This is a genomic window from Modestobacter sp. VKM Ac-2985 (assembly GCF_026967925.1).
Lineage (GTDB): Bacteria > Actinomycetota > Actinomycetes > Mycobacteriales > Geodermatophilaceae > Modestobacter.
In genome coordinates this window covers 1,111,628-1,124,736 of record NZ_JAPVBI010000003.1, presented here as the reverse complement: position 1 = coordinate 1,124,736, position 13,109 = coordinate 1,111,628, and the positions used below count along the sequence as shown (strand labels likewise).

General features: G+C 73.7%; 13 protein-coding genes. 6 read left to right on the top strand and 7 right to left on the bottom strand.

Annotated features, from left to right (window positions below; translation table 11 throughout):
- Nucleotides 1-31 precede the first annotated feature (31 nt).
- The 4 genes from O2V61_RS21265 to O2V61_RS21250 form a co-directional block, all read right to left on the bottom strand.
- The gene (locus O2V61_RS21265; RefSeq protein WP_269185261.1) at nucleotides 32-784 is read right to left on the bottom strand and encodes an Hpt domain-containing response regulator; all 753 of its coding nucleotides are present in this window, start codon (nucleotides 782-784) and stop codon (nucleotides 32-34) included.
- 164 nt (nucleotides 785-948) lie between these two features.
- The gene (locus O2V61_RS21260) at nucleotides 949-1,749 is read right to left on the bottom strand and encodes an ABC transporter ATP-binding protein (RefSeq protein WP_269185260.1); all 801 of its coding nucleotides are present in this window, start codon (nucleotides 1,747-1,749) and stop codon (nucleotides 949-951) included.
- Between the two features lie 9 nt (nucleotides 1,750-1,758).
- Nucleotides 1,759-2,628, bottom strand: a complete 870-nt coding sequence (locus tag O2V61_RS21255; protein WP_269185259.1) for an ABC transporter permease — start codon at nucleotides 2,626-2,628, stop codon at nucleotides 1,759-1,761.
- A gap of 64 nt (nucleotides 2,629-2,692) precedes the next feature.
- Complete coding sequence (locus O2V61_RS21250) at nucleotides 2,693-3,664, bottom strand: ABC transporter substrate-binding protein (RefSeq protein ID WP_269185258.1); 972 nt, start codon at nucleotides 3,662-3,664, stop codon at nucleotides 2,693-2,695.
- Between the two features lie 235 nt (nucleotides 3,665-3,899).
- Here O2V61_RS21250 and O2V61_RS21245 point away from each other — a divergent pair, with 235 nt between their 5' ends.
- The 5 genes from O2V61_RS21245 to O2V61_RS21225 all read left to right on the top strand — a co-directional run bounded on the left by O2V61_RS21245 (nucleotide 3,900) and on the right by O2V61_RS21225 (nucleotide 9,935).
- Nucleotides 3,900-5,429 (top strand): DUF4407 domain-containing protein, encoded by a 1,530-nt coding sequence (locus tag O2V61_RS21245; protein ID WP_269185257.1) that lies wholly within the window; start codon nucleotides 3,900-3,902, stop codon nucleotides 5,427-5,429.
- A gap of 78 nt (nucleotides 5,430-5,507) precedes the next feature.
- A complete protein-coding gene (locus O2V61_RS21240; RefSeq protein ID WP_269185256.1) occupies nucleotides 5,508-6,554 on the top strand; it encodes an LLM class flavin-dependent oxidoreductase in 1,047 nt (348 codons plus the stop codon).
- A gap of 37 nt (nucleotides 6,555-6,591) precedes the next feature.
- Entirely contained in the window at nucleotides 6,592-8,343 is a 1,752-nt protein-coding gene (locus tag O2V61_RS21235; RefSeq protein ID WP_269185255.1) for a putative bifunctional diguanylate cyclase/phosphodiesterase, read from the top strand.
- A gap of 78 nt (nucleotides 8,344-8,421) precedes the next feature.
- Nucleotides 8,422-9,309 carry an NmrA family NAD(P)-binding protein gene (locus tag O2V61_RS21230; protein ID WP_269185254.1) on the top strand — a complete coding sequence of 296 codons (888 nt, stop codon included), beginning with the start codon at nucleotides 8,422-8,424 and terminating at the stop codon, nucleotides 9,307-9,309.
- The gene (locus O2V61_RS21225; RefSeq protein ID WP_269185253.1) at nucleotides 9,306-9,935 is read left to right on the top strand and encodes a TetR/AcrR family transcriptional regulator; all 630 of its coding nucleotides are present in this window, start codon (nucleotides 9,306-9,308) and stop codon (nucleotides 9,933-9,935) included. The genes O2V61_RS21230 and O2V61_RS21225 overlap by 4 nt, the downstream gene beginning before the upstream one ends.
- A gap of 6 nt (nucleotides 9,936-9,941) precedes the next feature.
- On the opposite strand, the gene O2V61_RS21220 is transcribed toward O2V61_RS21225, so the two are convergent.
- Nucleotides 9,942-10,133: a hypothetical protein gene (locus O2V61_RS21220; RefSeq protein WP_269185252.1), complete on the bottom strand. Its 192-nt coding sequence runs from the start codon at nucleotides 10,131-10,133 to the stop codon at nucleotides 9,942-9,944.
- 101 nt (nucleotides 10,134-10,234) lie between these two features.
- Between O2V61_RS21220 and O2V61_RS21215 the strand changes: the two genes are divergently transcribed.
- The gene (locus O2V61_RS21215) at nucleotides 10,235-10,768 is read left to right on the top strand and encodes an NUDIX hydrolase family protein (RefSeq protein WP_269185251.1); all 534 of its coding nucleotides are present in this window, start codon (nucleotides 10,235-10,237) and stop codon (nucleotides 10,766-10,768) included.
- Between the two features lie 56 nt (nucleotides 10,769-10,824).
- Here O2V61_RS21215 and O2V61_RS21210 read toward each other — a convergent pair whose 3' ends face one another.
- A complete protein-coding gene (locus O2V61_RS21210) occupies nucleotides 10,825-11,598 on the bottom strand; it encodes a thioesterase family protein (protein WP_269185250.1) in 774 nt (257 codons plus the stop codon).
- Between the two features lie 108 nt (nucleotides 11,599-11,706).
- Nucleotides 11,707-12,957: an MFS transporter gene (locus O2V61_RS21205; protein ID WP_269185249.1), complete on the bottom strand. Its 1,251-nt coding sequence runs from the start codon at nucleotides 12,955-12,957 to the stop codon at nucleotides 11,707-11,709.
- Between the last annotated feature and the right edge of the window lie 152 nt (nucleotides 12,958-13,109).

Below are 13,109 nucleotides of genomic sequence, written 5' to 3'. Positions count from 1 at the left end.
ATCGCGACTCTGGCCCTCAGGACTCGGCCTCTCAGGCGGCGGGGCTGAGCGGTTCCGCCAGCTCGGCGGCGAGTTCGGTGAAGACCCGGCAGGTGACCTCCAGCTCGCGGCGCAGCGCGCCGATCACCGGGCCGGGGGTGGGGAGCCGGCCGGCGCGGGCGGCCTCCTCCAGGGTGGCGCAGAGCTCGGCCAGCGGGCCGGCGCCGAGGGTCGAGGCACTGCCGCGCAGCTTGTGGGCGGTCTCCTCGACGGCGACGGCATCTCCGGCGTGGAGGGCGTCCTCGACGGCGGACAGCCCCTCGGGCGCGGTGTCGACGAAGGTGCCGAGCAGCCTCGCGTGCAGCTGGCGCTCGGCCTCGTCGTCCAGGTCCCAGAGGCCCTCGACCTGGTCGCGCACGGCCTCGTCGCGCGCGGCGGCGGTGTCCACCAGGGCGGTGTCGATGGCCGTGGTGAGGGCGGTCATCGACACCGGCTTGGCGAGGTAGGCGGCGTTCAGTGCGGCCCCGGCTGCGACGTCCCCGGGCAGCGCCCGGCCGCTGAGGAAGATCAGCGGGAGGTCGGCCCACATGGGGTCCTGGCGCAGGGCCGAGGCCAGGGACAGCCCGCTGCCGCCGGGCATGAACATGTCGGTGATGACGACGTCGGGGGTGAAGACGTGCTCGAGCAGGGCCCGGGCCTCGTCCATCGAGCCGGCGCCGCGGACGCGGTGGCCGGCCAGGTGCAGACGTGATTCCAGCATCAGACGAGTGACGTCCTCGTCCTCCACCACCAGCACCTTGGCCACGTGTGTCTTCCCTCTGTTCGCCGATCCGGCAGCGCAGGTGCACTGCTCGTGCGGGTGAGATCGGCTTCCCGAGGCAGGAGCCGCAGCCGTCCCAGCAGACCTCACCCCAACGGGTCGGTCGCCGCCGGTGGGGCCGAAGTCGCGACTTCGGCCCCACCGGCGCCTCAGACGGGGGCGGGGGCGGTGTGCACCAGTTCGGCGATCTCGCGCTTCACCGCGTTGAAGGCCGGGCTGGTGACGTCGCGGTCGGCGAGGTCGACCGGGACGATCCGCCGGATGGAGCCGGGCACGCCGTGCGAGGCGCCGCCGGTCATCACCACGACCCGGTCGGCGAGGTAGACAGCCTCCTCGATCGAGTGGGTCACGAAGACCACCGTCGTCCTCGTGTCGACGTGGATGCGCTTGAGCTCGGCCTGCAGGTCGGCGCGGGTGAGCGCGTCCAGCGCGCCGAACGGCTCGTCCATCAGCAGCAGCGACGGGTCGTTGGCGAGCACCCGGGCGATCGCCACCCGCTGCTGCATGCCGCCGGACAGCTGCGCCGGGTACCTCCCGGCGAACCGGGTGAGCCCGACGGCGGCGATGAACCGGTCGGTGACGGCGGCGACCTCGGCCTTGGGCAGCTTCTTGCGGGACGGGCCGTAGGCGACGTTCTCCCGCACCGACAGCCACGGGAACAGGCCGTAGTCCTGGAAGACGACGCCGCGGTCGGGGCCGGGGCCGGTGACCGCCGTCCCGCCGACCTCGACGACGCCGGCGCTGGGCCGCTCGAAGCCGGCCAGGATGCGCAGCAGCGTGCTCTTGCCGCAGCCGCTGGCGCCGACGACGGCGACGAACTCACCGGAGGCGATGGTCAGGTCGACGTCCGCCATCGCGGCGACCCCGCCGGCGTAGACCTTGCTCAGCCCCGCGATCCGGACGTCGGCGGTGCGGCCGGCGGTCAGGTGCTCCACGTCTTCGAGGTCCATGGTCGGCTCCTACTTGATCAGCGGGCGGTCGCGGAACAGGACGCGGAAGAAGAGCGTCAGCAACCGGTCGGAGAGGAAGCCGGCGACGGCGATGCAGATCATCCCGACGACGATCTGGTCGGTCTGCACCACGTCGCGGGCCAGGAAGATCGTCGAACCCAGACCGGTCGGGACGCCGGTGGTCTCGCTGAGCACGAGGATCACCCAGGCCAGCCCGAGACCGACCCGCATGCCGTTGACGATCGCGGGCGCGGCGGCCGGCAGCACCACCCGCAGCAACGTGCCGACGCCGGAGGTGCCCAGCATCCGGGCGGCCTCCAGCAGCCGTTCGGGCACCTGCCGGGCGCCGCTGATGGTGCCCAGCACGATCGGGAAGAAGGCGGACAGCGTGATCAGGAAGATCGAGGCCTGGTCGCCGTAGCCGATGAGCAGCGCGACCAGCGGCACCCAGGCGGTCGCCGGGATCGGCCGGAACAGGTTGATCATCGGGTCGAACAGCGAGTTGGCCGTCGAGAACCGGCCCATCAGCACGCCGAGCGGCACGGCGATCAGCGTGGCCAGGACGAAGCCGGAGACGACGCGCAGCGCGCTGGCCGGCAGGTCCTCCCACAGCAGGCTGCTGAACGCGTCGTCCCGGGTGCCGGCGACGTAGTTCACCAGCCCGGCGGCGACGTCGGCGGGGTAGGGCAGGAAGCCCATCCGGATGCCCAGCGGCAGCTCCCACTCCTGCGCCCGGCCGAGGTGCCAGAGCACCAGGAACAGCAGCGGCACGGGCAGGCCGAGCAGCACGGTGCGCAACCGCCCGCGCCGGGGCGGGGCGTCGGGCACCGTGGGGGCGGCGGCCGCGACGGGGACGGTGCCGGCGTCGGTGGTGGTCATGGGTGTCCTCTCCTCCCGCAGGGCGGGAGGGGCGCCGGCGCGGGTGCGCCGGCGCCCCGGGTGCTCAGGCGGACGGGGCGAAGGAGGTGTCGACGAGGTCGGCGGCGGTCGGGGCGGTGTCGATGACCCCGAGCCCGACCATCGCCTCGGCCAGCGCCTCGACCTGGGTCTGGTACTCCTCGCTCAGGTCGGCGCGCAGCCAGAAGTTGTCCAGCGCCGACTCGAAGACGCCCTGGTCGCCACCGAACTCGGCGACCATCTCCGGCAGCCACTCGTCGACGTTGTCGGCCATGTACTCGGTGGTCTCCGCGTGGGTGTCGACGACCTGCTGCACCAGTTCCGGGTTCTCCTCGATCAGCGCACCGGTGGTGGTGAGGCCGAGGTTCACCCGGCCGATCGGGGTGGCGTAGGGGTCGGTGAGCTCGTTGGCGCCGGCGGCGGTGGCGAGCGAGACGGCGATCTCGGTGCCGAAGAAGGCGTCGATCGAGCCGCTGCCCAGGGCCGAGGCCATCTCCGGCGGCGGGACGGCGATCAGCTCCAGGCTGCTCGGGTCGATGCCGTTCTCCTCCAGGATCAGCCGCATCGCGATCTCCGGGGCGCTGCCCTGGATGTAGCCGACCGTCGTGCCGGTCAGGTCGGCCACGGTATCGATGCCCTCGCCGCCGATGAAGCCGAAACCGCCGTCGGCCGCGGAGGCGACCACGGTGATGTCGCGGTCCTGCGCGACCGAGGCGACCGTCGCGACGACACCGGTGATCGCGAAGTCCACGGCGCCGGAGATGACGGCGTCGGTCAGTGACGGGGCGGTGTCCAGGACGACGACCTCGAACTCCACCCCCTCGGGCGCGTACTCCTCGTAGAGGAACGGGGCGTAGAAGTGCGGCTGGCCGCGCAGCGTCCCGATCGTGACGGTCTCGGTGCCCCCGTCGTCGCTGCCGCCGGCCCCGGCGGAGTCGGACGAACAGGCAGCCAGGCCCATCAGGGTGGTGGCTGCGACGGTGCCGGCGATCGCGCGCCGGACGAGCTGGGGGCTCATGGATCTCCTTCGAGGCCGACGTGGCCGGCCGCGGGGCGGCGGGCGGACGGAGAGCGCGCTGTGCGTCCTCGAGGGAGACCTCACCCTCTGCGTGTGCGGCAGCGGTGTCCGAGACGTGACGGTGCCGTTACGTGGTGTCCCGGCTGCCGGAGATGACTCACAGTCGCTGACCGGTACCGGCTCGGTCGTGGGCGACCGATACCTCTCTTGGTCGTTCTGCGAGAGGAATCCACGGATGAGGTCCCGCCCCCGTTCTGCCGGCGATCGGTTGGCCGTGCTGGCCGGCGCCCGGCTCGATCTGCTCCGGGTCGCCCCCGGCGCGCGCAGCAAGTACGTCGCCCTCGGTGGCGTGCTGGTCAGCACCGGTGCACTGGCCGCGCTGTCGATGGCGTTCGCCGTGCACATGGCGCTGGGCGCCTGGTGGGGGATCGCCGTCCTGATCGGCCTCGGCTGGGGGCTGGTGATCCTCAACCTGGACCGGATGCTGCTGGTCGGGATGGCGCACGACTCCTCCTGGCGCCGCAACCTCGGGCTGGCCCTGCCGCGGCTGGCGCTGGCCGTCGTCCTCGGCACGGTGATCTCCACGCCGCTGACGCTGCAGGTGTTCAGCAAGGAGGTCGACGCCACGATCGTGACATTGCAGGCGGAGGCGGCCGAGGAGTTCACCGACGAGCTGGACGCCGACGCCCGCTACGCGCAGATCCCGGTGCTCACCCAGTCGATCGCCGAGGACCAGGCCGTCGTCGCCAGTGGCGGCGCGACCGATCCGAACGCCGACCCGCGGGTGGCGGCGGCGGAGGCGGAGCGGGACAGCAAGAAGACCGTGTACGACGCGGCGTCGGGCCGGTTCGACGAACTCCAGGCCAAGGCGCAGTGCGAGCTCGACGGCACCTGTGGCTCCGGCGACGAGGGCCAGGGCGCGGCGTACTTCGCCGCCGCGGCGGCGGCCGGTCAGCAGGCGGCGGTGCGGGAGACGGCGAAGGCCGAGCTCGACGCCGCCGAGGCGGCGCTGCAGCAGACCCGCACCACCGCCGAGAAGGACGCCGTCGGTGCCGCCGCCCGCGGCGTGGCGCTGGCCAAGGCCGCGCTGGTGACCGACCAGGCCGAACTGAACCGGCTGAGCGACGCGCGGCTGGCCGAGCAGGCGGCGTTCGACGCGGAGAACAGCCAGAGCGACGGCATCCTGGCCCGGCTGGAGGCGATCGACCGGCTGTCGGAGGAGCGGCCGATGGCCCACATCGCCCACGTGATGCTGTTCCTGCTCTTCCTGAGCGTGGAGATCCTGCCGGTGCTGATGAAGGCGCTGCTCAACTTCGCCCCGCCGACCGCCTACGACCGGCTGGTGAAGGTGCGCGACGACGAGGAGGTCGGGGCCGAGGAGATCCGCCGCGACGGCCGGCAGCGGGCCCAGCAGGCGCGGGCCGACCTGATCGTGGCCGCGGAGACCGACCGGATGGCGCGGGAGATCCTGGACCGCGAGCTCGCCGCCCGCGAGGAGGCCGCCCGGGCGGCCGAGCGCAAGGCCCGGCGCAAGGAGGCCCGCTCGCTGCGCGGCCTGGCCCGGCGGATCGCCGGTCGCCGTCCCGCCGTGGCGGAGCCGGAGCTCATCGAGCCGACGCTGGAGACGATCGAGCCGACGCTGGACACCGGCGAGCTCGAGGCGATGATGGCTGCGCCGTCCGGCGTCAGCCTCTACGGGACGTCGTCGGTGCCGGCGCCCCGGCCGGCCGCCGAGCTGCTCCAGCCACTGGCCGAGGACCGCTGACCCGCTGCTCCACCTGACCGCCGATCCGGGTCCGCCCGGGTCGGCGGTCTGCGTTCCCGGGTCTGATCTGATCGGTGCATGCCATCGCCCGGGGTGCCGTTGGAGAAGCTGGGTTTCCTGACCATCGGCCTGTTCGACGAGGCCGATCCGCGCGGCGGGCACGAGTCGACGCTGCGGGTGATCGAGCTGGGGGAGCAGCTGGGGTTCGACAGCGCCTGGTTGCGCAACCGGCACCTGCAGTACGGCATCTCCTCCCCGGTCGCGGTGCTGGCGGCGGCCACCCAGCGCACGTCCCGGATCGAGCTGGGGACGGCGGTGATCCCGCTGGCGTGGGAGAACCCGCTCCGGCTGGCCGAGGACCTCGCCACGGTCGACGTGCTCAGCGGTGGCCGGCTGAACCCCGGGTTCTCCGTCGGCCCGCCGATGCACTGGGACGACGTCCGTGCCGCGCTCTACCCGGACACCGCCGACGTCGAGGACTTCTCCTACGAGCGGGTGGCCCGGCTGCTGCGCTTCGTCGAGGGTGCGCCGGCGTCGACGTTCGCCGGTCGGGAGGGCGTGGTGGAGGAGTGGTCGGACCGGGTGCAGCCGCACTCGCCGGGGCTGCGGTCGCGGCTCTGGTACGGCGGCGCGTCGCTGCGGTCGGCGGTCTGGGCCGGGGAGAACGGGCTGCACTTCCTGAGCTCGTCGGTGGTGAAGGCGGAGTCGTCCGAGGACTTCGCCACCGAGCAGGCCGCCCAGCTGCAGGCGTTCCGGGCCGCCAACCCGGCCGGGCGGGCGTCGCAGGGGCTGGTGGTCATCCCGACCGACTCGGCGTCGGCGGAGCAGCGGGAGAGGTACGCCGCCTACGTCGAGGCCCGGCTGCCGCGGACGGCGACCCCGCAGGGCCCGGCCCGGCTGATGTTCGCCCCGGACCTGGTCGGGACGTCGGAGCAGATCGCCGAGCAGCTCTACGCCCACGCCGGGTTCCGCGAGGTGACCGAGGTGGTCATCGCGCTGCCGTTCAGCTTCGAGCACGACGACTACGTGCAGATCCTCACCGACATGGCCCAGCACCTCGGCCCGGCGCTGGGCTGGTCGCCGGTCACCCCCGGGAGGGAATCCGGGCCGTTCTCGACCGGCTGACCGTCCAGTTCCGGAACCAGGTGTTCGATGGTGCGTCATGCAGATCAGCGGAATGGCGCCGGAGCTGGCCACGCCACGCGTGGTTGCCCGGATCGCCGGGCTGCTGACCGCGGTCGGCGGACTGGCGGCGGTCGCCCTGGTGCTGGGCACGCCGGGTGGGTTGACCGGTTTCCATCCCGCGGCCATCACCCTTGGGCCGGCCACCGCGGTGCTGGGCCTGGTGGTCATGCGCTGGGGCAGCCGGGTGCCGATGGCCGCCTACCGGTGGCTGCTCGCCGTGGGCTCCGTCGGCATCGGGGTGTTCGCGCTGGCCTCGCCTTCGGCGACCGGTGCGGTGGCCGTGCTTGCGCTGATGGCGTTCGCGTCGATGAACGCCTTCCTCTTCTTCGCGCTGGCCTGGGCCGTCGGTTTCCTGGGCGAGCTGCTGGTCATCGGCACGGTCGTCGTCGTGCTGCGGGGTGACGTGCCGGCCGGTGCGGCCGCCGTCCTCGGCCTGCTCGTGCTCGGCTCGGCCGGGGCGATCGCCGTCCTGGCGCGCCGGGCCGCCAGCGCGCACGAGGACGCACTGACCGGGCTGGTGAACCGGCGGGGCTTCGACGAGGCCCTTGAGGTCGCCGTGCGCGGGGCGCTGCGCAGCGGCGAGCCGCTGTCGGCGGCGCTGTTCGACCTGGACCACTTCAAGGCGGTCAACGACTCGCGCGGGCACGCGGCCGGCGACGAGCTGCTCCGCACGGTGGCGGCCACCTGGACGCCGATGCTGCCGTCGGGCGCCGTCCTCGCCCGGCACGGCGGCGATGAGTTCTCGCTGCTGCTGCCCGGGCTGGACGGCGAGGCGGCGCTGGGGGTCGCGGAGCGGCTGCGTGCCGCGCTGCCCCGGATCGGCACGTCCGTCGGGGTGGCGGGGATGGAGCCGGAGGACTCGCCGGCCGCGCTGATGCGGCGGGCGGACTCGGCGCTGTACCGGGTCAAGTCGCTGGGCCGCGGGCGCAGCGAGTTGGACGCCGGCGGCCGGAGCCCGCTGGGCCGCGACCTGGCGGCCGCGCTGGCCGACCGCGCCTCCGGTGCGCTGCACGTGCACTTCCAGCCGATCGTGTCCCTGGCCGACGGGGAGATGGCGGGAGTCGAGGCGCTGGTGCGCTGGGACCACGCCGAGCGGGGGCCGGTGACGCCGGCGGAGTTCGTCCCGGTCGCCGAGCGGGAGGGGCTGATCGGGGAGCTGGGTGCGGTCGTCTGGGCGGCGGCGTGCCGCGACGCGCAGGCACTGTGCGCGGCGACCGGCCGCCGGCTGTTCCTGACGGTCAACGTGTCCGGTCTGGAGCTGGACGACGAGGCGTTCCCGGCACGGGTGCTCGCCACGCTTGCCGAGACGGGTTGGCCGGCCGAGCAGACCGTGGTGGAGGTGACCGAGAGCCTGGTCGAGGCGGAGTCGACCCGCTCGGTGCGCGCGCTGCACGTGCTCCGGGAGCACGGGCTGCAGGTGGCGATCGACGACTTCGGCACCGGCTGGTCGGCGCTGTCCCGGCTGGACACGCTGCCCACCGACTACCTCAAGCTGGACAACTCCTTCGTCTCCACGATCACCACGTCCAGCCGGCGGGGCCGGCTGCTGCGCAGCGTGATGGCGCTGGCCGACGCGTTGGAGCTGCTGCTGATCGCCGAGGGCGTCGAGACGGCCGAGCAGGCCCAGACCCTCACCGAGCTGGGCTGCCCGCTGGCCCAGGGCTGGCTGTTCGGCCGGCCGCAGCCGGTGGCGGAGCTGATCGCGGCGCTGCGCCCGGTCGCGGCCTGACGGGCTGGGAGAGGCGGAGTCTACTGTCGACCACGAAACGGACAACCTGATCCGTTTCCTTGGTTCGAGGAGACCCGCATGACCACAGTCCTGCTCGCCGGCGCCAGTGGTGACCTCGGTGCCCGCACGATCCGGGCCCTGGTCGCGAGAGGAGCCGACGTCCGGGCACTCGTCCGGGCCGGCGCCGGTCCGGAGAAGACCGCCCGGCTGGCCGGGCTCGGCGCCACCGTCGTCGAGGCCGACCACGACGACCCGGCCGACCTGCAGCGGGCCAGCGAGGGGGCCGACGTCGTCGTCTCCACCCTCAACGGGCTGCGGGACGTGATGGTCGGGCTGCAGACCCGGCTGCTGGAGGCCGCGGTGGCCGCCGGCGTCCCCCGGTTCGTCCCCTCGGACTTCTCCGCCGACTACCGGCGGGTGGCGCCCGGGTCCAACCGGAACTTCGAGCTCCGCCGCGACTTCGCCCGGGTGCTCGACCGCGCACCGATCCGGGCGACGTCGGTGCTCAACGGCGCCTTCGCCGACCTGCTCACCGGCCAGGCGCCGATCGTGCTGTCCGGCCGGGATCGGGTCCTGTACTGGGGCGACGCCGACCAGCCGCTGGACTTCACCACCAAGGACGACACCGCCGCGTTCACCGCCGACGCCGCCCTGGACGACGCCTCCCCGCGGTACCTGGAGATCGCCGGCGACACCGTCACCGCCCGGCAGCTGGCCACGACGATGACCGAGCTGACCGGCCGGCGGTTCCGGCCGACCTGGGCCGGCCCGCCCGCCCTGGTGGCCGGGATGGCCAAGGTGGGTCGCGCGGTCTCCCGGGACGACGAGGCGCCGTTCCCGGTGTGGCAGGGGATGCAGTACCTGCACAGCATGTTCAGCGGGGACGCCGAGCTGGGCCCGCTGGACAACGACCGCTACGGTCCGCGGGACTGGACGACGGCACGGGAGGTGCTCGCCGCGCGATGACCGGGTCGACGCCGCTGCGCCGGGACGCCGCGCGCAACCGCGAGCGCGTCCTCGCCGCGGCGCGGCGGCTGTTCGCCGAGACCGGCCGGGCCGTCACGCACAACGAGGTGGCCCGCGCTGCCGACGTCGGGGTGGGCACGGTCTACCGGCGCTTCCCGACCCGCGAGGACCTGATGCTGGCCCTGTTCGAGGACCAGCTCGCCCTCGTCGGCCGGCTCGCCGACGAGGCGCTCGCGGCCGAGGACCCGGAGCAGGGGCTGCGGCGGTTCCTGGTGCAGGTGGTCGAGATGCAGGCCGCCGACCGGGGGCTGCAGGAGTTCATGCTGGGGCCGCAGGCGCGGGCCCGGGCCGGGGCGGCGACGTCCCGGATCGCACCGGTGGTCGGGGCGCTGCTCGACCGGGCGAAGGAGCGCGGGCAGGTGCGGCCGGAGGTGACCGCGCTGGACGTCGCGCTGATCCCGGTGATGGTCGGCGAGGTCACCGCGCGGTCGCGGGACGTCGCCCCGGGGATCTGGCGGCGGGTGGTGACGATGGCGCTGGACGGCCTGCGCCCGACCGACGGCGAGCTGCCCGGGCCGCCGCTGACGCCGGCCCAGTTCGAGGAGGTCGTCAGCCGGGGGCGCTGAGCTGGCTCAGCTGACGGGCTCGGCGACCTCATGGCCGGTGTGCGGGACGTCTGCGGTGGCCGGGTGCTGGCAGGTGGGGCACGGCTCGGTGGTCAGGGTGCCCTCCTCGGTCAGCCGCTTGCGCAGCCGGCGCATCGACGTCTCGCCGCCGGTCAGGTCGGCGAGCCAGCTGTCGAGCGCGTCGGTCCGGGTGCTCATGCAATCGGTACTCGGCAGTCCGGGCTCCGGCCGTGACCGTGCGACGCGCCACGGGAACCCGCCGCGACGCTGCCGGACCCGCATCGGTTAGACAGTGACCCATGACGGAGGCGACGACGAGGAACGACGCTGGCTGGCTCTCCGGGGAGGAGATGGACGCCGCGCGCGAGCGGCTGCCCATCCTCTACGTCGATGCGGTGCCGGTGCGGGTCGACGACCAGGGAGTGGTGACCTCGGTCGGTCTGCTGCTGCGGGCCGGCAGCGACGGGCTGGTCAAGCGGGCGTTGGTGTCGGGTCGGGTGCTCTACCACGAGCGGGTGCGGTCGGCGCTGCTCCGGCACCTGGAGAAGGACCTCGGCCCGCTGGCGCTGCCCCGGGTGCCGCCCGCGCCGCAGCCGTTCACCATCGCCGAGTACTTCCCGACGCCGGGGGTGACGCCGTTCCACGACCCGCGGCAGCACGCGGTGTCGCTGGCCTACGTCGTCCCGGTCGAGGGTGACTGCGCGCCGCAGCAAGACGCGCTGGAGCTGACCTGGTTCACCCCTGCCGAGGTCCGGGAGCCCACGCTGCTGGCCGAGCTGGCGAACGGGCAGAGCCACCTGCTGCTGCAGGCCCTGGCGCACCTCGGCGTCTAGTTCCTTGTTCTCACTTCTGGGGCGAAGTGAGAATAAGGCGGCGCGCACTCCTCAGGTCAGCGTTCGCGTACGAGCAGTGGCTGGGCGACCTGGCCGATCTCGCCGGCGGCGTCGGACAGCGTGCCGAGGCACAGCCCGATGCCGTCGGCCGCGATCGAGCTGCGGGCGGAGAGGTGTACCCACTCGCCGTCCGGCTCGCGGGTCAGGTGGGTGGTCATGCCCGGCGGGATGGACAGCCAGCTGCTGATCGGCAGCTCGGCGGAGATGCCGTTGGCGGCATCGGCGGCGACCAGCATGCGGTCCAGCCCGGTGAGCTGCTGGCCGGCGATGAGCGGGACCAGGACCCGGGTCCAGACGTCGGCCGGGCCTGCCTCGTCCGGTGAGCCGGCGGTGTAGCGCCAGTCGAGGGCCTGTCCGAAGCCCCAGTCGGGCAGGTGCGGCAGGAAGTGGCTGGAGACCTCGGGGACGGCGGGCGGCGGGGTCAGCTCGGTGACCACCGGCGGCGTCGGCCCGGTGGCGATCGACCAGACCCGGGCGACGGCGACGGTGCGACCCTCGACGGTCATCGCGGCCTCCGTGAGGTCGATCCGCCGGCCCGGGCGGACGGGGGAGACCTCGACGGTCAGCTCCCGGCGGGGGATGGCGCCGAAGAAGTCGACGCTGACCCGCGCGGCGCGCAGGTGCTCACCCGCGGCGGCGGTCGCCAGGTGCGCCAGCAGCGCAGACGGCGGCCCGCCGTGCTGGGCGCTGGTCTCCCAGGGGCTCTCGGTGGCCCGGGTGGGGGAGAAGCGGTTGTCACCGAGCGGCAGGTAGAAGGCCTCGAGGTCCACGCCCGGCAGTCTCCCAGGGGCCAAGATCGCGGTCTTGGCCCCTCAGGCGGGCATCGGCGCTCCGTTCCCCAACCACCAAAATGGCCATTTTGGTGGAACGAGCGGGGATCAGGCGGGGACGAGCTCACGCTCCGGCTGGTGGACGACGTCCGGGGTCGAGGTGGTGTGGGCGAGGCCGGCGGCGACCACGATCGCGGCGGCGACGGCGGGGAGCACGAGCGCGGTGTCGGCGCCGAGCTGGTCGACGACGACGCCGGTGACGGCCGAGGAGACCGCCTGGCCGACGACGACGGCGGACCCGAGCAGCGTCATCGTGGTCGCCGAACGGCCGAGCGGGCTGAACTTCGCGGCGAGGCTGTACTGGCTGACCAGCGTCGGCCCGATGCCACAGCCGAGGACGGCGAGGGCCACGACCAGCGTGAGCTCCGACCGGGCGGTGGCGTAGAGGATCGCGGCGGCGAGCATCAGCGACCCGAACACCAGCCACCGCGCCCGCAGGCTGAACCGCTCCGGGAAGGCCGCCGACCCCAGCGCCAGCGCAGCCGACCCGATGCCCATGACGCCGTAGAGCAGTCCGGCCCGGTCGCCGCTGCCGTCGGCGGCGAGGTAGCCGGTGAGCGAGGTGAGCGTGGCGCCGAAGAAGAGGCCGATGCCGAGCGTGCCGGTCACCACGGTGACCAGCGGGAAGCGGGCGAGCTCCCGGGCCGGCGCCTGCTCGTGGCGGGCGTCCTGCGCCCCGGGGTGCAGCCGCCCGGTGGGGTGCAGCGCGAACCAGGTGACGAAGACGAACGTCAGCGCCGACGCCCCGGCGATCGCCAGCCAGGGGGCGACGGCGGTGGCGAGCAGACCGACGAGGAAGGGGCCGACGATGAAGACGGTCTCGTCGGCGGCGGACTCGTAGGCCATCGTCCCGTTCAGCACCCGCGCACGCTGGTTGCGCTGGACCGACCGCTTGATGATGGCGACCAGCCGGGTCCGCGACATCGGGGCGATCTGCGGCGCCGAGGCGCCGATCAGCACCGACATCGCGAGCAGGGCGAGGGCCGGGGTGCTGCTGGCGACGACGAACGGGAAGGCGCCGAGCAGGGTGGCGTTGACCAGCCCGACCGGGACGAGCACCCGACGCTGGCCGAGCCGGTCGGCGGCCGCGCCGAGCAGCGGGCCGGCGAGGGCGGTGCCGATGCCGGCGGCGGCGGAGTTGAGCCCACCGAGGGTCACCGAGCCGCGCTCGGCGACGACGAGGGTCAGGACGCCGACCACCATCATCGCGAACGGGAGCCGTGCGATGAAGGCGAGCGGGAAGTAGGAGAACCCGGCGTGCCGGATGAGCTCGGTGCGGGGAGAGCGCGTGTGGAACATGACCTCTGCTGCGGGTAGGGCGTGCCGCCTTGCTCACACCGGGAACGCCGGCCGCAGGTTGTTACACACGGATTTCAAAGTCTGCACCGACGATAACCGACGCCGTCCCCGTGGCTCGGCACCTGTCGGGGAGCCCACCCAGGCGAGGGGTG